Genomic DNA, 22,953 nt, shown 5'->3' on the forward strand with positions numbered 1-22,953 from the left:
CCCCGATGGCTCGAAACAGGAGCCAGTGACCCGATGACCGACGCCGCACCCGTGATTTCCTGCCGCAATGTCTGGAAGCTTTTCGGAGCCGATCCCCACGGCTACCTCGCCAGCGCCGGGCGCGGCCAGAGCTTCGAGGAGATCCGCAAGGCCGGCTACATTGCCGCCGTCCGCGACGTCTCGATCGAGGTCGGGCGCGGCGAGATGCTGGTGATCATGGGGCTCTCGGGCTCGGGCAAGTCGACGCTGGTGCGCTGCATGTCGCGCCTGATCGACATCACCGGCGGCGAGGTCATCGTCGACGGTCAGGACGTGATGGCGCTGAACGAGCGCGAGCTGATCGAGCTGCGCCGCCGCAAGATGGGGATGGTGTTCCAGAGCTTCGGCCTCCTGCCGCACCGCACGGTGCTCGACAACGTGGCCTTTCCGCTCGAGATGCGCGGGCAGGACCGCCACGACCGGCGCGAGCGGGCGATGGAGGTGATCAAGCTCGTGGGGCTCGAAGGACGCGAGGAGTATTTCCCGCGCGAGCTTTCGGGCGGCCAGCAGCAGCGCGTCGGCATCGCCCGCAGCCTCGCGATCGAGCCCGACATCTGGTTCCTCGACGAGCCGTTCTCGGCGCTCGATCCTCTGATCCGGCGCGAGATGCAAGACGAGTTCCTGCGGCTGCGCGGCATGCTCGGCAAGACCATCGTCTTCATCACCCATGATTTCGACGAGGCTTTGCGGCTCGCCGACCGCATCGCGATCATGAAGGACGGCGCGGTCGAGCAATGCGACACGCCCGACCGGATCGTGCTGAAACCCGCGACGGAGTATGTCGCGAAGTTCACCGAGGATGTCGAGAAGTCGCGGGTCGTGCATGCCAAGGTGCTCGCCCAGCCGATCAACGGCCATGCGGTCGACGGCCCCGCGGTGGCAGCCGACGCGACGGTGCTGCAACTGGCCCGGCAACTCGTCAACGAAAGCCGCGAGATGCTGCCGGTCGCCGACAAGTCGGGCCGGCTTATCGGCGCGATGAACCGCCAGGAGGCGCTCGACATATTGCTGGGGTCGGTCTGATGGCGGTCACCGATCTCACATCCGGCCAGGTGCGCCGCTTTGCCCGACCCCACACGGCCGCGGTGCTTCTGGCGCTCGCGGCCCTTCTGGCGCTCGCCAAGCCGGCGCTGCCGGAGTTCCTGACCCGTGTGCCGGGCTGGGCGGTGCTGCCCTATGACGTCTGGATGCAGGGGCTGTTCGACTTCATCAAGGACGATCTCGGCCTGATCCACGTCACGCGGACCATTTCGGCGGGGCTGGAGTGGCTCCTCGATATCACTGCCAACCTGCTCTACGGCAAGAACCGCTGGCCCTATCTCGGCCCGATCCCCTGGACCGCGGTCGCGGCGGTGGCGGCGGTGACGGGCTATGCGCTGAAAGGCTGGCGGATGGCGCTTCTCGCCGGCGGCACCTTCGTCTGGGTGGCCCTGGTCGGGCAATGGGAAATCGCCATGCAGACCATGTCGGTGATCGCGGTCGCCGCCCCGGTCGCGGCACTCGCCGGGCTCCTCCTCGGCCTCGCCGCCTGGAAGTTCCCGCGCTTCGAGCGCGCGCTGATGCCGCTGCTCGCGGTGTTCCAGACGCTGCCGTTCTTCACCTACCTCCTGCCGGCGGTGATCTTCTTCAAGGTTGGCCCGACGGCAGGCTGCGTCGCCACCGTCGTCTACGCGGTGCCGCCGATGGTGCTGATGACCGCGCTCGGGCTGAAGAAGGTCTCGAGCGAGGTGGTCGAGGCCGGCCACATGAGCGGCTCGACCCGCTGGCAGATGCTGCGCCATGTCTACATCCCCTCGGCCCGGACCGAGCTTCTGGTCGGCGTCAACCAGGTCATCATGCTCTCGCTGGCGATGGTGGTCCTCACCGCCTTCATCGGCATGCCGGGGCTCGGCGCGAAGCTCCTGTCGCTGATGAACTCGCTGAAGCTCGGGCGCAGCTTCGAGATCGGGGTGACGATCGTGCTGATCGCGGTGACGCTCGACCGCTGCTCGAAGGCCTGGGTCGTGAAGCAGCCCGAGCATTTCGAGCGCGGCACGCCGTGGTGGCGGCGCAACCAGGTGCTGCTGATCGGGATCGCCGCGTTCCTCGGTTTCCTGTTCGTCGCCCAGTTCGTTCAGGTCGCAGACCACATCAAGCGTGACCAGGACTTCTCGATCGGCGCCGAGATCGACGGCGTGATCCGCGCGATCCTCTCCAACAAGGCGATCACCGGGGTAACCGAATGGCTGCGCTGGTTCCTGATCACCTGGGTGCTGATCCCGTTCCGCAACGGGCTTCTGTGGCTGCCGACCGCCTCGGTCGTGCTCGCGGCGGCGGCGGCGGGCCATTTCGTCGGCGGGCGCCGCTCGGCGCTCCTCGCGGGAGCCTTCTTCGGGATCGTCGCGCTGACCGGTTGGTGGGACCGCTCGATCATCACGCTTTATGCGGTGATTTCGGCGGTCGTGCTCGCCGCCCTGATCGGCCTGCCGCTCGGGATCCTCGCGGCGCGGCGGAAGAAATGGGCCGAGCCGATCCTGCTCGTCTGCGACACCGCCCAGACCTTCCCGAGCTTCGTCTACCTGATCCCGGCGATCATGCTCTTCGGCGTGAACGACGTGTCGGTGGTCTTCGCGATCTTCATCTTCGCCACCGTGCCCTTGATGCGCTACACGATCGAGGGCATCCGCGCCGTCCCCGAGGAGCTACTGGAGGCGGCGGACATGTCCGGGGCGACGCGGCGCCAGAAACTCCTCAAGGTGCAGCTGCCGCTCGCGCTGCCGACGATGGCGGTGGGCTTCAACCAGGCGATCATGTTCGCCTTCTTCATGGTGATCATCGCCGCCTTCATCGGCACCCAGGACCTTGGTCAGGAACTGCAGAAGACCCTCGCGGGCAACCAGCTCGGCAAGAACTTCGTGCTCGGCATGTGCGTGGCGCTGATGGCGCTGAGCTTTGATCACATCATCATGCGCTGGTCCGCCAACCGCCGGCGGGCGCTCGGGGTGTTCTGAGGTCGTGCTCTCGGTCCGTGGCGGGTCTGCCGGCTGTCGCGCAACCGTCATCTTTCCCGGGCAAGGTGGCGGCCATGAGCAACCTCGACCGACTTCCTCACCTGCTGGCCGCTCGCGACTGGATCGCGGCGGAACGGCTCCTGCGTCGCGCGGTCGCCCTTTCGGGGGCGCCCGCAAGCGTTTTTTACAACCTCGCCAAGGTGATCGAGATGCGCGGCCGCGCGCCGCAGAACCTGCCGTGGCTGCGCAAGGCCGTCGCGGCCGACCCCGCCCACGCCGCCGCGTGGTTCGAGCTTGGCCGCACGCTGATCGGTGCGGGCGACCCCGCCGCGGCCGAACGCGCCTTCACGAAGGCCCTGGCGCTGACCCCGGGCGACGCCGACGCGCGCCGCAACCTCGCGCGGCTCCGGCTCCGGCTCGGCGACTGGCAGGCGGCGATCGAGGCCGCCCACGGCCTGCCCGAGGACCGCGAGGTGCTGGTGCTCAGATACCGCGCCGCCTGCGAGCTCGGGCAGGATGCGACGCCGCACCTCAAGGCGCTCCTCTCCGACGCCGCGTCGCGGCCCGAGGCGCTGACGGCGATGATCCGCGTGGCGAAGGGGCGCATCCCGCTCCGCCTTCCCGAGCTTCAGGCGCGGTAGCTCTTGCGGTAGTGGCCGGGTTCGGCCTGCAACGTCTCCTGGATGTGGCGGCTTTCGGCGATCTCCGCCTCCGACATCGTCGCGATCTCCAGCCCCGGCTGGCTGCGTGGCAGCGCGATCACCTGCGCCACCGGGGTGCCCGCCGGGCAGCACGCCTTCGAACCCCGGATCGGTCCAGAGCGCGGGAAAATGGACATAGCCGAGCCGGAAGCGGTCGGCGCTGACCAGCCCCGAGAGCGTCCGGAACGGCAGGTCGGCGCGGTTCAGCGGATGGGTGAAGAGAAGATCCCAGCCCTCGGGCGCCTCCAGCGCCCAGAAGTTGATGAACTTGACCATCAGTTGGCCGTCAACCGGCAGCGGCGCCCCCGTCGCCTGTTCGGGAACATGGAGCCCGACCGGCGCCCGCGTGAGCGGGGCGTCGGCGATCACTGGCGGATCCCAGTCCCAGGCGATCTCTCCGCCTTCCACGGTCAGGTCCGTCGCGAGCGGGATCATCAGGCCGAGCGAGAGCGCGTCGATGAAGGGCAGGCAGTGCTTGAGGGTGCGGACCGTCATGCCGCCGAGCGTCGGCGCCGCGACCTCGGCGGGCATGGTGCGCAGCCAGTGGGGCAGCGCCCGCGCGGCGGGCACCGGCGTCGGCAGGATCGGCTCAAGGGCGGGATGGCAGCGCGCGATGATCTTCATGCGCGCGACCTACGCCCTTTCCCGCCGCCGCAAGAGGGTGTGGCCGAGCGCCGCCGCGAAGGTCAGGAGGATGATCACCGTGCCCACCGCGTTGATCACCGGTGGATGGCCGTTCGGATTGCGCGCCATCGCGCCGATCTCGGTCGCGAAGGTGCAGGCGCCGCCCTTGGCGAACATCGTCGTGTTGTAGTTCTCCATCGAGGCGAGAAAGGCGATCACCCCGGCCGAGACCAGCGCCGGCGCGAGGAAGGGCAGAGTAATGCGCAAGAATATCCTGAGCGGCGAGGCGCCGAGATCCATCGCCGCCTCCTCCAGCTCCACCGGCTGGCGCTGGAGCCGCGCCATCAGGATCAGCATCGGATAGCCCGCGACGAAGGTGAGTTGCGCGGCGATGATGGTGAAAAGCCCCGCATCGACCCCGATCCGGCCCCAGAAGACCAGTGCGGACAGCCCGAGCACGATCCCCGGCGCCAGCATCGGCGACAGCAGCACCCACCACAGAAGCCCGTTCGCCCGGCTCTGCCAGCGCGTCAGCATCACCGCGCCGGCAAGTCCGAGAAGCAGCGCCAGGGGTACGACGCCCGAGGTCACCTTCAGCGAATTGCCGAAGCAGCCGAAGAACCGGTCGCGGTCGATCGTGCGCAGGACCGCGTCCACCCTCAGCGCCTCGTCGGGCATCCAGGCGAAGGCGTACCACTTGCCGGTGACGCCGTGCCATTCGGTGACCGAGGGCGGTGAGGTATCGTTGACCGAGGCCACGATCATCAGGAGGAGCGGCGCGAACATGAAGGCGAGGAACGCCCAGGTGTAGAGGTTGAGCAGCCTTTGGGAGGTCATTGCACCCTCGCGAAGTCTTTGAGCCGGGTCTGCATGATCCACATGAAGAGCCCCACGATGAGGAAGCAGACGAGCGTGTAGGCGAAGGAATAGGCCGCGCCGACGTTGGAGTTCTCGGATTCGAAGAACTTGTTGTAGATCGTCTGGCTGAACCATTCCGCCTGCAGCCCGCGGCTGATGATGCGCGGCACCGAGAAAGCGCCGGCGGCGAGCATAAAGGTCGCGATGCAGCCGACCGCGATGCCGGGCTTGGCATGGGGAATGACCACCCGGCGATGCACCCGCCACGGGCTCGCGCCGAGGTCGCGCGCGGCCTCGATCTGGTTGCGGTCGAGCGTGCTCATCACGTTGAGCATCGGGAAGACCATGAAGAGGACGTAGGTATAGGCGATCACCACGAAGACCGTGCCCGGCATCCGCGCGAACTGGATCGGCTCGGTGAGGACGCCGGCCCAGATCAGGAGGGAATTCAGCACCCCTCGATTGTCGATGATCGTGGTCCAGGCATAGATCCGCATCAGCTCGGCGATGCCGTAGGGGATGATGAGGCCGAGCATCAGCCAGACCACGCGATGGGCCGGCGTGGCGAGCGCCACCTTGTAGGCGATCGGGTAGCAGATCGCGAGCGCGAGCGCGGTGGTCATGACCGCGAAGAGGAGCGTCCTTGCGAGGTTGGTCAGGCCGAGCCGTTCGTAGACTTCGCCGCTTTGCTCGTAGCGCAGGCCGAGAAGACCGTAGATCCGCTTGCCGATCTCCCTGCTCTCGGCCGCCTTCGCCTCCGCCGAGAGCGGGATCCTGGTGGCCGCGACCAGCACGTCGAAATTGGTGAGCGTCAGCTTCGGCTGGTCGGCCTCGCGCAACAGCAGCTTGGCGTTGAGGTCGCTGGCGAGATCGCGGATTCTCCCGGCCGCGGCGATCTGGTCGGCGAGCGGCAGCGTGTCGTCGACATGGAGCCGTGGCAGGCCGTAGGCCTCGTCGAGCCAGGCCTCGCTGCCGTCGTCGCGGGCGAGGGTCTTGTGGGTGTCGGCGCGGTCGCATTGCAGGATGTAGGGCCGGACCGCGTCGGCGCTGCCGCCGAACGACGGCACCGCGAGCGCCCGTCCGCCGCCGCCATCGGTGGTCGCCGGTGCCATGCCGCTGATCGAGGGCACCGCGAGCCCGCCACTCGTGCTCTCCTCCGCGGGCGCGTCGTAGCGCGCGAGGACTGAGAGGCAGGTGGCGGCGTCGAAGCGCAGGGTGGCGGCGGCGGAGCTGTCGAGCAGCCGCTTCGGCGCGGTCAGGGCGCGCTCCAGCATCGTGACCTGCGGCAGGACGATCAGGAGCGCCGCCCAGCCGAGGACGGCGGCGACGAAGAGCGCGGCGAGGGCCCGCCCGTAGCTGCGGAAGATGCCCCTCATGCCGCGCCAAGCTCCTCGCGTCCAGTCCGGGCCAGCGGACCTTCGGGCAGGACGAGCGCGCTTTCACAGGCGAAGCCGATGCGCGCGGCGCCGTCCGGCATCAACGCGGGGGCGGTCCCGGTATTGGTTAGGTGCATCGCGACGGGCTGGCCGGCAGCTTCGGTCCGCATCTGGAAACTGATGAAGGCGCCCTCGAGGTCGCGGCGTTCGAGCCGCGCGTCGAGCTGGTTGCCGTATGCCATACCATTTGCCGACGCAAAGCCGACGTTTTCGGGCCGGACGAAGAGCAAGGCCGCCTCGCCCGGTTTCATTCCGCGCGGATTGCGGCACCGCATCCGGCCGAGCGGGGTCTCGACCTCGGCCATGTCGCCGTCGAGCGCCGTGATCCGGCCGGCGAAGCGGTTGACCTCGCCGACAAAGGAGGCGGCGAAGGCGGTGGCAGGGTTGGAGTAGACCTCGTCGGCGCTGCCGACCTGCTCGATCCGCCCGGCGTTCATCACCGCGATCCGGTCCGACATGGTCAGCGCCTCGGACTGGTCATGGGTGATGTAGATGAAGGTGACGCCGGTCTTCTTCTGGATCGCGCGGAGCTCGGTCCGCATGTGCTGTCGGAGCTTGAGATCGAGCGCCGACAAGGGCTCGTCGAGCAGCAGCACCGAGGGCTCGACCGCGAGCGCACGGGCGATGGCGACGCGCTGGCGCTGGCCGCCCGAAAGCTCGCCTGGCATCTTGCTGGCCTGGTCGCCGAGCGCCACGAGGTTCAGCAGTTCCTCGGCCTTCGCATGGCGCGCGCGCCGCGAGACGCCGCGCGCCTCGAGCCCGAAGGCCACGTTGTCGCGCACACTCATCAGCGGAAAGAGCGCGAGATTCTGGAAGATGAGCGCGGTGGGGCGCTGGTTCGGCGACTTGCCGGCCTGGTCTGCGCCGCCGATCAGCACGAGGCCGCGGCTCGGCTCGACGAAGCCCGAGACGGTCCTGAGGATCGTCGTCTTGCCGCAGCCGGAGGGGCCGAGGATCGAAAAGAACTCGCCCGCCGGGATCGTCAGGTGGGTCTCGTGAACAGCGGTGAAACCGTTGGGATAGGTGATGGAGACGCCCTCGAGCGTCACGTCGTTGCCGTGCATGTCCAGCCCCGGAATTGAAAGGGCCGGGAGGGGCGCCGAGGCCCCGCCCGGTATGGTTTGCCGACCGGCAGGTCAGGCGTTGGTGATGATCTCGACGAACTCGTCGCGCACCGGCGCGAAGAACGGCGTGTCGGCCTGCCACCACCACATGTTGGCGAGGACCGCGGGTGTATAGACCTCGTTGAACTGGCGCTTGAAGTCGTCCGAGGCGAAGTCAGCGGCCCCGGCGACGGCGGAGTTGTAGCCGGTGTTGTCCGACAGCATGCCTCCGGTTTCGGGCTTGAGCATGAAGTTCATGAAGGCGATCGCCTGGTCGCGGTTCTCGGCGCCGCGCAGCATGCCGAAGCTGTCGAGCCAGGTGATGATGCCTTCCTTCGGCGCGCGGTAGACGAAGTCCGGCTCCTCGCGGCTCAGGATCAAGCCGGTCGTGTCCCAGGTCTGGCCGATGATGCAGCCGGCGTCCTTGAAGGCGGCGGTGGCTTCGGTCGCGTTGTTCCAGAAGGCACCGAAGTTCTCCCTGCGCGCGACGATCCACTGGGCGACCGCGCCCCAGACCCGACGGGCGTCGTCCTCGGACTTGTAGACGTCGAGCATCCGGTTCGACGGCACCTCGCCGGTCGCGTCGAGATGGAGGCCGACGCCCATGATCACCGATTTCTGGCGGAACGCGGCCTTGCCGACGGTCTCGGGGCGGAAAAGGTCGCCGAACGAAAGGTCGGCATCGGCGATGGGCAGCACCTTGCGGTTGAAGGTGATGCCCTCGGTGCCCCAGTTGAAGGGCAAGACCACCTGCCGGCCGTTGTGAACCCCGCCGAGCGTGGCGCTGTCGCGCAGGAAGGAGGGGATGACGGCGCCGGAATTCACTTCGGCCGGGATCTCCGCGAAGAAGCTTTCTCCGGCATCGTCGACATAACCGGGGGCGTTGGTGATCGAGGGGAAGACAATGTCGAAACCCTTGCCGCCGTTTGCGCGCACGGTCGACATCGCCTCGTCGTTCGAGCCGTAGGTCGTCAGTTCGAGCTTGATGCCGGTATCGGCCTCGAACTTGGCGGCGATGTTCGGCTGGACGTAGTCCTGCCAGGCGAAGACCTTGACGCTGCCCGACGAGGCGAGCGCGTCGGAGGCGCGCAGCACGAGCGGAGCGGCCAGGGCGGCGGCGGAAAGCTTGAGGACGTTACGGCGGGACAGGGTCATGTCGGATCCTATGTGCAAGCGGCCGCGTCAGGCAGCGGTCGGCCTTGCGGATAGGGGCGGGACGTAACGACGGCTTGACGGTTGCCGGAAGGTTTCGTGACGGCGCCTTTCCAAAAGCCGCTGGCGCTGCGCGGATTGCGGCAAAGTCTGGACTCCGGCGCCGGAGGGTCTCATCCTCATTGTGATCCGCCCAATGCGGGGACCGGAAGCCCGGCCGTCGCGTTCGGGGGGCGTGAGCTTTCGGGAGGCGTCGATGTCTGATCCGAAGTTGCGGCGTGCGGATTTCATGATGGTGCTGGCCTATGCCTCGGACCTCGCCACCGGGCAGTCGCGGGATTTCGCGCTGCGGTCCTGCGTGCTCGGGATGCGGCTGGCCGAACTGGCGGGCTTCGACGCCGAGCTGCGGCGCAATGTCTATCACCAGGCGCTGCTGCGCTACGTCGGCTGCAACGCCGACACCCATCTGCTGTCGGCGGCCTTCGGCGACGAGATCGCGCTCAGACGGGATCTCGCCGGGCGCGATCTGGGCGACGGGGCGCAGGTCGGTCAGGTCTTCGTCACCGCCTTCCAGCGGCTCTTCGCCCATCTCGAACCGGAGGCGCAGAAGCGCGCGATCGAGGCGGGGCTTGCGAGCGCGATGCAGGTCTCGGTGCCGATCCTCAACGCGCATTGTGAGGTCGCGCAAAGGATCGGCGAGCGGCTCGGGCTGTCGGAGGAGCTGCGGCGCAACCTCGGCCAGATTTACGAACGCTGGGACGGGCATGGCCTGCCGCGCGGGCTTTCGGGCGAGGAGGTGATGCCCGCGGTGCGGCTGATCACGCTGGCGCAGGACGCGATCGCGCTGGCGGGGGCGCACGGCATCGAGGAGATGGCGCGAATCGTCGCGAGCCGCGCGGACGGTCCCTACGAGGCGCCGCTCGCGATGCTGATGTCCGAGAACGCTGCCGAACTGATGCGCGGGATCGACGGCAGCATCGCCCGCGAGACGGTGCTGGCGCTCGAGCCGGAGCCGGTCGCCTTTCTCGACGAGGAGGCCTGCGAGGCGGCGTTCATCGCGGTCGCCGACATGATCGACATGCGGATGCCCTTCACCCACGGCCATTCCCGCGCGGTTGCCGACCTGGCCGGGGCGGCGGCCAGCCATGCCGGGCTGCCGGCGGCGGACGTCCGAGACGCGCGCCGGGCCGGGCTGGTGCATGACATCGGCGAGCTTTCGGTGCCGGTCTCGGTCTGGATCCGCGAGGCGCCGATGTCGGCGCGCGAGGCCGATGAGGCGCGGCTGCACCCCTATCACGGCGAGCGCGCGCTGGCGGCACTCGGGAATGGCGGCACAGGCGTGGCGGCGCTTGTCGCACGGCACCACGAATGCCTCGACCGCTCCGGCTATCCCCGCGGCGTGGATGGGTCCGACCTGTCGCCGATGGCGCGCATCCTCGCGGCGGCCGAGGTGTTCGAGACTGCCCGCGAGCGCCGCCCCCAGCGCCCGGCGCTCGACGATGAGGGCGCGGCGGCGATGGTCCGGTCCTGGGTGCGCGAGGGCCGGCTCTGCCCGGACGGCGCCGAGGCGGTGCTGTCGGTCGCGGGCCAGCCCTCGCGGCGCAACATCCCCGCCCGCCTCGCCGGCATGACCCCGCGCGAGATCGAGGTCTTGCGGCTGATCGCGACCGGGCTCACCGCGAAGGAGGCGGCCGAGGAACTCGGCATATCGCCGAAGACCGCCGACAACCACATCCAGAGCATCTACTCGAAGATCGGCGTCACCACCCGCGCCGGGGCGGCACTTTTCGCCGTCGAGAACGGGCTCCTGATGCGCTGATCGCATGGCATAGGGAGTTCGCCCCATGTGCGCCGCCGGGCGTGCGTGCATCCTCCCGACAGAACCGGGCCACGGGGGTCCGGACGACAGGGAGGAAGAACAGATGTTGCTGGCAACGACGAGGGTGGAAGACGTCGATCGCTTCATCGAGGTGTTCTCGACCAAGGGTGCCGCGAAGAGAAAGCTGCACGGCTCGAAGGGAAGCACGGTGTTCCGCGACCCGTCCGAAGCGGATCGGCTCTGGGCGATCTTCGACTGGGACGTGGAGGGCTGGAAGAGCTTCGTCTCGGATCCCGACGTGCCGCCGATCCTGCAGGAGGCGGGCCACAAGGGCACGCCCCAGGCGGCGATGCTGATCGGCCAGTTCGAGGCCTGACGCCATAGGGCGCGAGGCCGGACACACCGCAGGGCCGTGCCGGCATAGGCAGCCCTGCATTTTCAGGAAAAGGGAGAACGTCATGAAACGAACACCGATCAAGGTGGGCGTCATTGCCGAACTGACCGGCGCCTTGTCCTTCATGGGCATCGCCAACGCCAATGTCTGCCGGATGGTCATCGAGGACATGAACGAGGCCGGAGGCCTGCTCGGCCGGCCGGTCGAACTGATCATCGAGGACGGCCGGAGCGACGATGCGGCCGCCAGGTCGGCCGCCGCGAAGCTCGTGAATGCCGACAAGGTCGACCTTGTCGTGGGCGGCATCTTGAGCTCGACCCGCCAGGCGATCCGCAGCGAGGCGACGGAGAAGGGTGGAACGCTCTACATCTACCCCGAGCAATACGAGGGGCAGGAGGATGACCCCCTGATCTTCTGCACCGGCGCAGTTCCGGCGCAGCAGGTGGAGCCGCTCATCCCGTGGCTGATGAAGAAGACCGGGGCGAGGAAGTTCTACCTGCCCTCGGCCGACTACATCTGGCCGCATCTGCTCAACAAGGCCGCGAAACGGATGGTCGACGCGAACGGCGGCGAGATCGCCGGCGAGGAATACTTCCCGCTCGATCATACCGACTACCGGGAAACGGTGCGGAAGATCATGGCCACCGGCACCGAGGTCGTCTTCAACACGATCGTGCCGCCGGGCCTGACGCCGTTCCTCGCGGAGCTTCACGACGCGGGCTTTCTCGCGCGGGGTGGGAAGATCATCTGCACCTACTTCGACGAGAACTTCCTCAACCTCGTTCCTGCGGCGCATTTCGAGGGGCTCTACAGCTGCCTCGACTACTATCAGGCGGTCGACGATCCCTTCAGCCGGGAGCTTCTGAAGGATTACAACCGCCGCTTCCCCGGCAGCGCCATGTTCACAGCCGGCAGCGGCTGTTCGGGCCATTACAAGGGGCTGAAGCTCTGGGAGGCCGCGGTCAGGGAGGCCGGCACGACCGATCGGGACGCGGTCGTTCGGGCGCTCGACCATGCCGCGATCGGCCAGGCGCCGGGCGGTCCGGCAGCGATGGTCCCGGGCCAGCACCACCTGCGCCACAGCATGTACATCGCCCAGGCGCAGGGCGGGAAGTTCAGGATCGTCAAGAACCTCGGCGCCATCGAGCCGAAGGAAAAGCCGCGCGGCATGGGTAGCAGCCCGGCTTTGACCGCCGCGTCGGCAGGATAGACGAGGCGGAACATCCAATGCGGGCGGCCGGGTTCTCCCGGCCGTCCACTTGCCCATTGCGGGCCATCATAATTGGGCGTGTCAGTAAACCGTGTTTGTCCGCTTAGAGTCCAAAGCGGACAACTGTAGAAGCTTTTCTCTTGGCAACCTTATTCTCTTGGCTCGTGCCTGCGCCACGCCGCTGTCCCGAGGGGCAGTCCAAATTAGGGTATCAAAACGCGTTCTTCACATCCCTGGTAAGGGACGCAATGTCGTCGGCGGCCCCGATGCAGGCATTGGCAACGGACCCGATATCCTTGCCGATCGCGACCGCGTCGGTGATCCCCGCAGTGTTCCAGGCCAAAGTTATGATGCCCGAAATGATCTTGGCGGCCTTGTCCACATCCGTGTTGCGCAGCTTTTCAAGATCGAGCACCCCTTTCTTGAGCGCAACGGTGTCCTTTTCCGATCGGGCGACGCGTTCCAGAAGCTTGGCCTGTTTGTCGAACAGTTCATCGAAATTATCGGCTAGCTTCTTGAACGACTTGGCTTCGGGCAGTGCATCGAACGCCTTTTCCTGCCTGGACTTATTGTCCAAGGGAATTGCACTCAACAGACTCTGGCGAAGCACTTCGCATTTCTCCTGCGCCTCTTCCAGCTTCTTCTGCATCTTCAACGACCGAGCAAGGATCTGCGCGATTGACTTGTTGATATCGCTGAGATGTTCCTTGGCGCCCTTGGCTGTCGCAGCCACCTCCGTTCCGAACAGCGCGTTGAGCGCTTCGCCCCTGATTTCCTTCTTGCCGCTGTTTTTCTCATAGGAAGTCATCAGATACTCAAGGTCGTTCTTGAGATCCCTTATCTTGCTCTCGACGTGTTGCGCGGCCTTCTGGATTTCCATTGCAAGCCCCATGACGGCGCGAAAAAGTCCGACGACGGCAAAGGCTGTCGTTCCCGGAAGCGCCACGCCTGCTGTGGCGACCACCACTCCGCCGGTGGCCTTGGTGACCTTTACAGCTTTGGCGATTTTGTATTTCTTGGCGATGGCGTGGCTGTTGATCGCACGCGAGATCACCTTGACCGGCAGCTTTGGAACCTCGGCGCACAGCGAGGCGAATTCCTTGTCGACCACCTTTTCCACGTCGACCATCAGTTTCCGCGACGGTCTCTTGTGCTTCAAAATCGTCTCGACAATGCCGTCCTTGGCGGCGGTGATATGGTCTTCGAACTCCTGATCGATGAACTTGATGAGCATCGGATAGCTTTTTGATACCCGGAGTTCGTCAACGATGATCTGCGGCACGCTTAGTTCAACGTAGCGGCCGGGTACCGAAATCCGGCTAATCTCGGCTTTTTCCAACGCATCCGTGACGGCCGTGCCAAAACTTCGTTTGTAAATCAGGGTGAGTTGGTCGCCCGATGCAATGGCCTGCTTGGACTCCTTGGCGACCATTTCGGCAGCGATCTTAAGGTCCTTCAGCATGGCCCGCTTCTTCAAGGGGTGCCGCTTGAACTCGGTGGCGGCAACAGTTGCCACCTTGTCGAACGCCTCGAGCAGCCGACGGCATGCCTCAAGGAATTGGTCGGTAGACTGACCTGCTTTGGTCACCTTATAATTGGAGATCGCCCGTCGGACATCGTAATCGTGTTTGCACGGCTCTTCCAATGGCCATGCCTCTTTCCACCATGCCATCGAGATGGCAACCTTGGGGCGCTTTCCTACTTCATCGTCGTCTTGTTTGACCTTTGGCATGAGGACTAAGATCGTAACACAGGTTTCGGTTTCAATGAACATTCCCAAGCTGACGGCACCAGTTCCACGTTGTTACATCATCCCGGACTGATCATGCCTATTGGGATCGCTATACAGCTGTTCGGTTATCTGGCGCGCGAACTGATTACCGATTCTGGTCCAGTAGGTCTGCATCGGGGCAGTTCGCACGATTGGGCGGGCGCAAAGCCAATGCCTCCAATCTCCCGAAAGCGGACCAACGTATCGTGGAAGCCCCTATTATTTCGGCCCGACCAGCGCGAACATTGCGCCCTGCGGATCCTGTCCGACCATGATGAAGGCGCCGCCCGGCACTTCGTGCGGGCCGTGGAAGACCCGCCCGCCCGCACCGCTCACGCGGCCGATGGCGGCGCTCACGCCTTCGGTGCCGAAATAGGGCAGCCAGAACGGCCGGTCGGGGCCCGGCATTCCGGGAGCCTGCCGCATCATGCCGCCGATATCGGCCTTGCCGTGACGGAAGAGGTGGTAGCCGCCCATCTCGGCGAGATCCATCACGTCGCCCTGCTTCCAGCCGAACTGCTTGCCGTAGAAGGCCATCGCCGCCTCCGGGTCGGAGGTCATCAGCTCGTGCCAGCAGCCGTGGCCGGTTCGCTTCTGGTCGAAGGCGGCGCTGTTCGCGCCGTCCTCGGGGGCGAGGAGGCCGAACGGCGCGCCTTGCGGATCGGCAACGACGGCAAAGCGGCCGGTATCGGGGATGTCGGCGGGGGCCTGATGCACGGTGCCGCCGGCCTTGGCGACGGCCTTCGCGGCCTTGTCGCAATCGCTGACGGTGACGTAGAAGATCCAGGCCGGCGGCGCGCCCGCCGGCGCGGCCATCATCCCGGCGACCATTGTCTCGCCGGCGCGGGCGATCCGGTAATCGACCCCGTCCATCCCGGAATCGGCGACCGTCCAGCCGAGGACATGCGCGTAGAACCGCGCCGCGGCATCAGGGTCGGGTGTGGTCAGTTCGTACCAGCAGGGAGTGCCGCGCTTCGCCTTGGCCATGTCGATCCTCCGGTTTCAGCCCGCCCCCGAGCCTGCGCCCCTCGGGCCGCGAAAGCAAGCGGCGGGGCTCAGACCGCGCGGTCGAGCTTGGTCGAGAGGTGGATCAGGCTTTCGGAGGATTTCACCCCGGTCATCTCGCCGATCATGTCGAGGACGCCGTCGAGCACCGCCGTCGATGGCGCGGCGACCTGCAGCAGGAAATCGACCCGGCCGGAGGTGGTGTGGACCCGCTCGACCTCCGGGATCGCCTTCAGCCGGGTCAGCACGTTGGCTTGGGCGCGCGGCTCTATCGTGAGAAGAACGGTGGCGCGGATCCGGCTTTGCCGCGCCGCCTCGCCGAGCTTGACCGTGTAGCCCGCGATCACGCCGGAGGTCTCGAGCCGCTCCAGCCGCGCCTGGATCGTGGAGCGTGCGACCTTGAGCCGGCGGGCCAGCGTGGCCACCGAGACGCGAGCGTCTGAGCCGAGATAACCAAGGATTGAGCGGTCGAGGTCGTCCATGCGGCGATTCCGGCGATATGACAGGCTGTTCGTTATTCTAACGAAGTTCTGAGGCGAATCTACTCTTTTGATCGGTAGAAATGTGCATCATATCCGGCAAACTTCGTTACAGGAGAAGGGCGGCCCATTCGCACCTGGCCTGGTTTGGTGAAATGCGTAAGCGCTTTCCAACCGGATGCCCCGGTAAAAAGGTGGCTGCGCCTTGTTGGCAGGGAATACGCCGATGGGGCTCTCTAAGACGATCTGGACGACTCCGTCCGAATTCCTCCGTATCGAACGCCCGGACAACCCGGTGATGTTCTTCGCGCCCACGGTGCTGCAGGCAACCGCGCGGCGGTTTCTCGACGGCTTTCCCGGCCTCGTCACCTACGCGGTGAAATCGAACCCCGCGGAGATGGTCGTCCAGAACCTCGTCGCCGCCGGGATCCAGGGCTTCGACGTCGCCTCGCCGGCCGAGATCGAGATGGTGCGCCGCCTCGCCCCGGCCGCGGCGCTGCATTACAACAACCCCGTCCGCGCCCGCCACGAGATCGACTATGCGGTCAAGATGGGCGTGAAGTCCTATTCGGTCGACAGTCGCTCGGAGCTCGCGAAGCTCATCGAGATCGTGCCCGCCGAGGGCGCCGAGATCTCGGTGCGCTTCAAGCTGCCGGTCGCGGGGGCGGCCTACAACTTCGGTGCGAAGTTCGGTGCCACGGTGGAGCTCGCGGCGGAACTGCTGCGCGAGGTGCACGAGGCGGGCTTCATCGCCTCACTGACCTTCCATCCCGGCACCCAGTGCACCGATCCGATGGCCTGGGACGCGTATTTGCGCGCCGCCGCCGGGATCTGTGCCAATGCCGGCGTCAGGGCGCGGCGGCTGAACGTCGGCGGCGGCTTCCCCTCGCACCGGCTGAACGACGAACGCCCGCAACTCGACGCGATCTTCGAACTGATCGGCCGCGTTGCCGACGAGGCCTTCGAGGGCGCGCCGCCAGCCCTGGTCTGCGAGCCGGGCCGCGGACTGGTGGCGGAGAGCTTCACGCTCGCGACCCGGATCAAGGCGGTGCGCGACGGCGAGCATGTGTTTCTCAACGACGGTACCTACGGCAATCTCGACGAGCTGCCGATTACCGGGATCATCGACCGGATCGCGGCGGTGAACGGCGACGGCGAGACGCGCCGGGGGGCGCCGCGGCCGCGTGTGATCTTCGGGCCGACCTGCGACAGCGTCGACCGGCTGCCGGGCGAGGTCGCGCTGCCGGAAGACGTCGAGGAAGGCGATTACCTAGTGTTCTCGGGAATGGGTGCCTATTCGACGGCCACGAACACCGGCTTCAACGGCTTCGGCAGGATGACGGTCGCCACGGTCATGCGTCTCGGCGCCTGAGGCCGGCGGTCCGGACCGGCAGGGGGCCGGCGCTCGCGCCGGCCCTATCGATTCGCACCAACTCGTGCGGAAGGCCGCCACCCGGCGGGTCAACCTTTCGTCAAACTTCTGTGCATAGGCTTCAGTCACCGGGCATCGGGATTACCTCTATTGGACCGGCCCCGATGCCGGGAGAGGCAATCCGGGCGAGGCCGCGGCCCGCCCGAACGCAGGAGTCCGCAACATGTGCAGATCCGACCGTCCGGATGCGCCCGATCACAGCGGCGAACGGGTCACGGCTTTGTTGCGCGTGTGGAAACAGAAACATTTGGTAACGGCAAGTTACACCTTCGCGCCTTTGGCCGACTCGGGGGTCGGGGCTATGCTGGAACACAGGGTGAAGACACGGGAGGCCTGTTTAGGGTGACGCGGCTGACCGAAAAGCTGCTGAAGCTGTTGCGCATCGGCCGTCAGGTCGAGACGCAGAGCGCGGTTCGCGGGCGCGGGCCGTGCGATCACGTCATTTGCCTCGACGGGACGCTCTCTTCTTTGGAGCCGGGGCAGGAGACGAATGTCGGCCTCATCTACCGGCTCCTGCAGCAAGTGCCGCATTCGTCGCGCCTGTCGCTCTATTACGAGGCGGGCGTGCAGTGGCACATGTGGCGCAACACGCCCGACGTGGCGATGGGGCGCGGCATCAACCGCCAGATCCGCCGCGCCTATGGCTGGCTCGCGACCCGCTACCGGCCCGGCGACCGGATCTTCCTCTTCGGCTATTCGCGCGGCGCCTACGCGGTCCGCTCGCTCGCGGGGATCCTCGATCAGGTCGGGCTGCTCAAGGCCGAACACGCGACCGAGCGCAATGTCCAGCTCGCCTACCGCTATTACCAGCGCGAGAGCGAGAGCAAGTTCGAGGCGGTCTTCCGCCGTCGCTTCTGCCATCCGAAGGTCGAGATCGAGATGATCGGGGTCTTCGACACGGTCAAGGCGCTGGGCGTTCGGCTGCCGCTCTTGTGGATGTGGACCGAGCCCCATCACGAGTTCCACAACCACGCGCTCGGTCCGGTGGTGAAGCACGGCTATCACGCGCTGGCTCTCGACGAGAACCGCGCGGCCTTCGATCCGATCATGTGGGAGACCACCGATGGCGACTGGGAGGGCAGGGTCGAGCAGGTCTGGTTCCGTGGCGCCCATGGCGATGTCGGCGGCCAGTTGAGCGGTCTGACGGAAGCGCGGCCGCTGTCGAATATCCCGCTGGTCTGGATGCTGGAAAAGGCCGCGCGCTGCGGACTGGCCATGCCGGATGGCTGGCGAGCCCGGTTCCCCACCGATGCCGCGGTGGTCTCGGTCGGCACGACGCGCGGCTGGGGCAAGGCGTTCGTCCTGCGCGCCCGGCGGCAGGTCGGACGCGACCCGTCGGAAAGCCTGCATCCCACCGCGACAGCCAGACGGACACGGGCGGCGTGGTCACTGACGGCGATCGGGCGGCGGAGCGGAACCTGAGCCGCGCGCGACCGCGGCTCGGCGGTCCTTGCGCTGTCGAATGCCGCTCCGGTTCTCGGCACCTGCGTTACGCTGGCATCGGATGCCGGCTCGGGTTCGCCGGTTCAGGGATCGACCGATAAGAGCAGCCCGCAAAGGAAGATGTTGGCGTCGTGGTGCATGCCGATGAGGACGTAGCCGTCGCGGCAGACATGTGTCGAGGTACCGGCTGCCGGTACGGGATAGGGCGCCTGCGTTCCGCCGGGGCCGTCGACATAGATCTCTGACAGCGGTTGCCAGCCGGGATTGCGGCCGGCGGGAAGCTCCTCGCCGATCTCAACGCAGGTGAAGGTGTTGTCGGGCACGTCATAGGCCGTCATGTAGGCGTTGGGGCCACACCAGTGCATGGACGGGCCGGAATAGCCGGGCACCAGAAGGTGGTCGTAGGTCGGGTCAGGCCACTGGCGCAGGGGCAGCTTCCCACCCTCGCGAGGGGCGCTGACGAACACGTTCTTGACCTCGAACCAGCTCGACTGGACCGGAATGCAGATCGTGTAGCCGGTATCGTAGCGGATCCCCATCACGGCATAGTAGTCTTCGCTGTTCGCGTTGAACGGGCAGGGGCGCCAGTCGCGCATGGTGGCATAGGGATCCTCGTCGGGCATCGGGATCGTGGGCAGCGCCGCGGCAAGCGCCGGGGCGAGGCAGAGCGCGGCGGCGAGGGCGAGAAGCGAACGGATGCTGGGCATGACTTCCTCCTGACAATCATCATGTGGCCGGGAGGAATGGCCGAGGCGCGTGTCGGCCATTGGGACACCGGCCGAAGTGAAGACCAAGAAATTATCGTGACATGATAACACGATATCGGCCACTTGTCGCGTGCGGAAGGTGGTCGGGCGCGACCGGCCGGGCGCAAATCGGCCCCGGACTGTGAGCGGTCCGGGGCCGGCTTGCCGAACGTCCTGTCAGGCGACGTTCTGCAGGGAGACCTGCGGCTCGAGCCCGAGCGCGTGGCAGATCTCACGCGTCAGGTGCGGCCGGTTGAGCGTGTAGAAGTGCAGATCCTCGACGCCGCCCTGGATGAGGTCGTCGCAGAGCTCGGTCGCGAGCGCGGTGGCGAGGAGATGCTCGCGCCCGTCGCGGATCGCCTTGTCGAAGGTCTTGTCGAGCCAGTCCGGCACCGAGGTGCCGCAGCGCTCGGCGAAGCGCCGCGCACCGGACCAGGAGATGATCGGCAGGATGCCGGGGATGATCGGCGCGTCGATGCCGGCCTTCTCGCAGGCGTCGCGGAAGCGGAAGAAGCTCTCCGCCTCGAAGAAGAACTGGGTGATCGCCGAGGAAGCGCCGGCGTCGATCTTGCGCTTGAGCCAGGCGACGTTCGCGGCCAGGTCGGCGGCCTCGGGATGGGCCTCGGGATAGGCGCCGACGCGGATCGTGAACTTGCCGGTCTCGGCCAGCGCCTCGATCAGTTCGACCGAGGAGGCGAAGCCGTCGGGATGGGCGGTGAAGCTCTCCTCGCCCTTCGGCGCGTCGCCCCTGAGCGCCACGATCTCGGTCACGCCGGCCTTGGCGTAGCTCTCGGCGATCGCGAGCGTCTCGGCGCGGGTCGCATCGACGCAGGTGAGATGCGCCGCGACGTTGAGGCCGTAATGGTCGCCGATCGTGGTGACCGCCTCATGCGTCAGCTCGCGGGTCGTGCCGCCGGCGCCGTAGGTGACCGAGACGAAGTTCGGCTTCAGGGGCGCAAGCATCTGCACCGTCTCCCACAGCCGGAACGACGCGTCGAGCGTCTGGGGCGGGAAGAACTCGAAGGAAATCCGGGGTGCAGGCATCGTGTCGTCCTCGTGTTGGATGGGCTCTTGTCTCATATCGGAGGACGTGAGACAAATTCATAATTCTCAAGATCAATATGAGGTAGATCGGATGATAGCGGGGCGGCGATGCATCTCGAGCTGAGGCATCTGCGGACGATCAAGGCGATCCACGAGGCCGGCGGTCTGGCGCGGGCGGCCGAGCAGCTCAACATCACCCAGTCCGCACTCAGCCATCAGGTCAAGGGGCTGGAAGAGCAGGCGGGGGTGGAGCTCTTCGTGCGTCGGTCGAAGCCCTTGAAGCTCTCGGCGGCGGGCCTGCGGATGCTGCGCACCGCCGAACGGGTGCTGCCGGAGATCGCGGCACTCGGCGAGGAGTTCCGCTCGCTGAGGTCGGGCAAGAGCGGGCGGCTCCATATCGCGATCGAGTGCCATGCCTGTTTCGACTGGCTCTTTCCGGTGCTGGAGCAGTTCCGCCGCGCCTGGCCTGAGGTCGATGTCGATATCCGCCCCGGCCTCGCCTTCGAGGCGCTGCCGGCGCTGGCGCGGGAGGAGGTGGACCTCGTCGTCTCCTCCGATCCCGAGACGCTGCCGGGCATCGTCTTCCGGCCGCTCTTCGACTATGCGCCGACCTTCGTGGCGGCACGGCAGAACCCGCTGGCGGAAAAGCCCTTCGTCGTGGCCGAGGATTTCCGCGACCAGGTGCTGATCACCTATCCGGTGGACCGCGCCCGGCTCGACATCTTCTCCGAGGTGCTGCGCCCGGCGCGGGTCGAGCCGCTGGCGGTGCGGCAGGTCGAGCTGACGGCGGTGATCCTGATGCTGGTCGCGTCGAACCGGGGCGTCTCGGTGCTGCCCGACTGGGTGCTCCGGGAGGTGAAGTACCAGCCCGATTACGTCACCCGGCCGGTGACGGAAAAGGGGCTGACGAAGCGGATGTATGCCGGGGTGCGAGAGGCGGAGGCGACGCGGCCCTTCATGGCGCATTTCCTCAAGCTCGCGCGGAGCGAGCCGGTGAAGCTGCAGCGGGCCTGACGATGCATCCGTTCCTCGACCATCCGAAGCCCATCGCCTTCGCCCATCGCGGCGGTGCCCTCGAGGTCGAGGAGAATACGGCGGCCGCCTTCGCCCATGCGGCGGCGCTGGGGTACAGCCATATCGAGACCGATGTGCAGGCGACCCGCGACGGGGTGGCGGTGATCTTCCACGACGACACGCTGGAGCGCATGGCGGGGCGGTCCGAGCGGGTCGATGCGCTCGACTGGGCCGAACTGTCGCGGGTCCGGACGCGGGGCGGGGCGGCGATTTCCCGGCTCGACGACGTGCTCGCGGGCTTTCCGGAGCTTTACGTCAATCTCGAGGCGAAGTCGGATGCGGCGGTCGAACCGATGGCGGCGGCGATCACGGCGGCGGGCGCGCTCGGGCGGGTCTGCGTGGGATCCTTCGAGCCGCGCCGGACGGCACGGCTCTGCGCGGCGCTCGGGCCCGGGCTTTGCTGGTCGCCGGCCCATGCGGGCGTGGCGCGGCTCTGGCTCGCGGGCTGGGGGCTGCCGGTGGCGGTCGGCGGGTTTCCCGCGGTGCAGGTGCCGCCCACGCATCGCGGCATGCCGCTCGTCACCAAGCGGTTCGTCCGCGCCGCCCATGCGCGCGGGATCGAGGTCCATGTCTGGACCGTCGACGCGGCCCCGGAGATGGAGCGGCTGATCGATCTCGGCGTCGACGGGCTGATGAGCGACCGGCCGACGCTCCTGCGCGCGGTGCTCGCCGGCCGCGGGCTCTGGCGCCCGCGGCCGGCGGGTGTCTGAGGGCGGATTTCGGGCGCCCGGCCCCTTCACAACCGGCCCGGGCGCGCGTATAGGCACGGGCTTGATGACAAGGAGCCGGGGCCGATGCAGGGCAGTGCCAACCTCAACCTGATGATCAAGGCGGCGCGCAAGGCCGGCCGCAGCCTCGTGAAGGATTTCCGCGAGGTGGAGAACCTGCAGGTTTCGGTCAAGGGGGCGGGGGACTTCGTCAGCCGCGCCGATCTCGCGGCCGAGAAGATCATCCGCGACGAACTGATGGCCGCGCGGCCGACCTATGGCTGGCTCGGCGAGGAGACAGGCGAGACCGCGGGCGCCGACCCGACCCGGCGCTGGATCGTCGATCCCCTCGACGGGACCACGAACTTCCTTCACGGCCTGCCGCACTGGGCGGTGTCGATCGCGCTCGAGCACAAGGGCGAGATCGTCGCGGGCGTGGTGTTCGATCCGGCCAAGGACGAGATGTACTGGGCCGAGAAGGGCGCGGGCGCCTGGATGAACGAGAGCCGGATCCGGGTCTCGGGACGGCGCTCGATGGTCGAGGCGGTGTTCGCGACCGGGGTGCCGTTCGGGGCCAAGAAGACGCTGCCGGCGACCCTGCGTGACCTCGCGCGGCTGATGCCGGCCTGTGCCGGGGTGCGGCGCTGGGGCTCGGCCTCGCTCGACCTCGCCTATGTGGCGGCGGGACGCTACGACGGCTTCTGGGAGCGCGAGCTCGGGGCCTGGGACATGGCGGCGGGGCTTCTCCTGGTGCGCGAGGCCGGCGGTTTCACCGACGCGGTGCGCGAGGGGCGCGACATCTTAGAGTCCGGCGCGGTGATCGCGGCCAATGGCGAGCTTTTCGGCGCGCTCGCGAAGATCCTGCGGGAAGACGCCTGAGGGCGCGCCCGGGCCGGGCCGGGTAAGGGGGCTGTCCGCCCCCTCTT

21 protein-coding genes are annotated in these 22,953 nt (G+C 67.1%); 11 read left to right on the forward strand and 10 right to left on the reverse strand.

Annotation, left to right across the window (positions count from 1 at the left end; all coding sequences use genetic code 11):
• Positions 1-33 precede the first annotated feature (33 nt).
• From OEZ60_RS18675 to OEZ60_RS18685, 3 genes are all read left to right on the forward strand, one after another.
• Positions 34-1,062: a quaternary amine ABC transporter ATP-binding protein gene (locus OEZ60_RS18675; RefSeq protein WP_263339527.1), complete on the forward strand. Its 1,029-nt coding sequence runs from the start codon at positions 34-36 to the stop codon at positions 1,060-1,062.
• The gene (locus OEZ60_RS18680; protein ID WP_263339529.1) at positions 1,062-3,029 is read left to right on the forward strand and encodes an ABC transporter permease; all 1,968 of its coding nucleotides are present in this window, start codon (positions 1,062-1,064) and stop codon (positions 3,027-3,029) included. Before OEZ60_RS18675 ends, OEZ60_RS18680 begins: the two co-directional genes overlap by 1 nt.
• Before the next feature lie 74 nt (positions 3,030-3,103).
• The gene (locus tag OEZ60_RS18685; protein WP_263339532.1) at positions 3,104-3,670 is read left to right on the forward strand and encodes a tetratricopeptide repeat protein; all 567 of its coding nucleotides are present in this window, start codon (positions 3,104-3,106) and stop codon (positions 3,668-3,670) included.
• Here the strand turns inward: OEZ60_RS18685 and OEZ60_RS18690 are convergent.
• The 5 genes from OEZ60_RS18690 to OEZ60_RS18710 form a co-directional block, all read right to left on the reverse strand.
• Complete coding sequence (locus OEZ60_RS18690; RefSeq protein ID WP_263339535.1) at positions 3,658-3,801, reverse strand: hypothetical protein; 144 nt, start codon at positions 3,799-3,801, stop codon at positions 3,658-3,660. The genes OEZ60_RS18685 and OEZ60_RS18690 overlap by 13 nt on opposite strands.
• Positions 3,802-4,363: 562 nt before the next feature.
• A complete protein-coding gene (locus OEZ60_RS18695) occupies positions 4,364-5,191 on the reverse strand; it encodes an ABC transporter permease (protein ID WP_263339537.1) in 828 nt (275 codons plus the stop codon).
• Complete coding sequence (locus tag OEZ60_RS18700; RefSeq protein ID WP_263339539.1) at positions 5,188-6,588, reverse strand: ABC transporter permease; 1,401 nt, start codon at positions 6,586-6,588, stop codon at positions 5,188-5,190. The genes OEZ60_RS18695 and OEZ60_RS18700 overlap by 4 nt, the downstream gene beginning before the upstream one ends.
• A complete protein-coding gene (locus tag OEZ60_RS18705; protein ID WP_263339542.1) occupies positions 6,585-7,712 on the reverse strand; it encodes an ABC transporter ATP-binding protein in 1,128 nt (375 codons plus the stop codon). The genes OEZ60_RS18700 and OEZ60_RS18705 overlap by 4 nt, the downstream gene beginning before the upstream one ends.
• A gap of 72 nt (positions 7,713-7,784) precedes the next feature.
• Entirely contained in the window at positions 7,785-8,906 is a 1,122-nt protein-coding gene (locus OEZ60_RS18710; protein WP_263339545.1) for an extracellular solute-binding protein, read from the reverse strand.
• A gap of 253 nt (positions 8,907-9,159) precedes the next feature.
• Between OEZ60_RS18710 and OEZ60_RS18715 the strand changes: the two genes are divergently transcribed.
• The 3 genes from OEZ60_RS18715 to OEZ60_RS18725 all read left to right on the forward strand — a co-directional run bounded on the left by OEZ60_RS18715 (position 9,160) and on the right by OEZ60_RS18725 (position 12,326).
• Positions 9,160-10,722, forward strand: a complete 1,563-nt coding sequence (locus OEZ60_RS18715; protein WP_263339547.1) for an HD domain-containing phosphohydrolase — start codon at positions 9,160-9,162, stop codon at positions 10,720-10,722.
• A gap of 103 nt (positions 10,723-10,825) precedes the next feature.
• Positions 10,826-11,098, forward strand: a complete 273-nt coding sequence (locus tag OEZ60_RS18720) for a hypothetical protein (protein ID WP_263339550.1) — start codon at positions 10,826-10,828, stop codon at positions 11,096-11,098.
• Between the two features lie 82 nt (positions 11,099-11,180).
• Positions 11,181-12,326: a substrate-binding protein gene (locus OEZ60_RS18725; RefSeq protein WP_263339552.1), complete on the forward strand. Its 1,146-nt coding sequence runs from the start codon at positions 11,181-11,183 to the stop codon at positions 12,324-12,326.
• A gap of 211 nt (positions 12,327-12,537) precedes the next feature.
• Here the strand turns inward: OEZ60_RS18725 and OEZ60_RS18730 are convergent, their stop codons facing one another.
• The 3 genes from OEZ60_RS18730 to OEZ60_RS18740 form a co-directional block, all read right to left on the reverse strand.
• Positions 12,538-14,100 carry a hypothetical protein gene (locus OEZ60_RS18730; RefSeq protein ID WP_263339553.1) on the reverse strand — a complete coding sequence of 521 codons (1,563 nt, stop codon included), beginning with the start codon at positions 14,098-14,100 and terminating at the stop codon, positions 12,538-12,540.
• 216 nt (positions 14,101-14,316) lie between these two features.
• The gene (locus OEZ60_RS18735; protein ID WP_263339555.1) at positions 14,317-15,084 is read right to left on the reverse strand and encodes a VOC family protein; all 768 of its coding nucleotides are present in this window, start codon (positions 15,082-15,084) and stop codon (positions 14,317-14,319) included.
• A gap of 68 nt (positions 15,085-15,152) precedes the next feature.
• On the reverse strand, positions 15,153-15,584 hold the full coding sequence (locus OEZ60_RS18740) for an Lrp/AsnC family transcriptional regulator (RefSeq protein ID WP_263339558.1): 432 nt from the start codon (positions 15,582-15,584) through the stop codon (positions 15,153-15,155).
• Positions 15,585-15,807: 223 nt separating this feature from the next.
• Here OEZ60_RS18740 and OEZ60_RS18745 point away from each other — a divergent pair, with 223 nt between their 5' ends.
• Entirely contained in the window at positions 15,808-16,953 is a 1,146-nt protein-coding gene (locus OEZ60_RS18745; protein WP_263339562.1) for a type III PLP-dependent enzyme, read from the forward strand.
• A gap of 393 nt (positions 16,954-17,346) precedes the next feature.
• Positions 17,347-18,435, forward strand: a complete 1,089-nt coding sequence (locus tag OEZ60_RS18750; RefSeq protein ID WP_411709816.1) for a DUF2235 domain-containing protein — start codon at positions 17,347-17,349, stop codon at positions 18,433-18,435.
• A 104-nt stretch (positions 18,436-18,539) separates the two neighbouring features.
• Here the strand turns inward: OEZ60_RS18750 and OEZ60_RS18755 are convergent, their stop codons facing one another.
• Both OEZ60_RS18755 and metF read right to left on the reverse strand, forming a co-directional pair.
• Complete coding sequence (locus tag OEZ60_RS18755; protein WP_263339565.1) at positions 18,540-19,163, reverse strand: hypothetical protein; 624 nt, start codon at positions 19,161-19,163, stop codon at positions 18,540-18,542.
• Positions 19,164-19,379: 216 nt separating this feature from the next.
• Positions 19,380-20,246 carry a methylenetetrahydrofolate reductase [NAD(P)H] gene (metF, locus tag OEZ60_RS18760; protein ID WP_263339567.1) on the reverse strand — a complete coding sequence of 289 codons (867 nt, stop codon included), beginning with the start codon at positions 20,244-20,246 and terminating at the stop codon, positions 19,380-19,382.
• 108 nt (positions 20,247-20,354) lie between these two features.
• Between metF and OEZ60_RS18765 the strand changes: the two genes are divergently transcribed.
• The 3 genes from OEZ60_RS18765 to OEZ60_RS18775 all read left to right on the forward strand — a co-directional run bounded on the left by OEZ60_RS18765 (position 20,355) and on the right by OEZ60_RS18775 (position 22,906).
• Positions 20,355-21,260 carry a LysR family transcriptional regulator gene (locus tag OEZ60_RS18765; protein WP_263339569.1) on the forward strand — a complete coding sequence of 302 codons (906 nt, stop codon included), beginning with the start codon at positions 20,355-20,357 and terminating at the stop codon, positions 21,258-21,260.
• A 2-nt stretch (positions 21,261-21,262) separates the two neighbouring features.
• Positions 21,263-22,030, forward strand: a complete 768-nt coding sequence (locus tag OEZ60_RS18770; protein WP_263339570.1) for a glycerophosphodiester phosphodiesterase family protein — start codon at positions 21,263-21,265, stop codon at positions 22,028-22,030.
• A gap of 84 nt (positions 22,031-22,114) precedes the next feature.
• Complete coding sequence (locus tag OEZ60_RS18775) at positions 22,115-22,906, forward strand: inositol monophosphatase family protein (protein ID WP_263339573.1); 792 nt, start codon at positions 22,115-22,117, stop codon at positions 22,904-22,906.
• Positions 22,907-22,953: the final 47 nt, after the last annotated feature.

Source organism: Albidovulum salinarum, from assembly GCF_025673475.1.
Lineage (GTDB): Bacteria > Pseudomonadota > Alphaproteobacteria > Rhodobacterales > Rhodobacteraceae > Albidovulum > Albidovulum salinarum.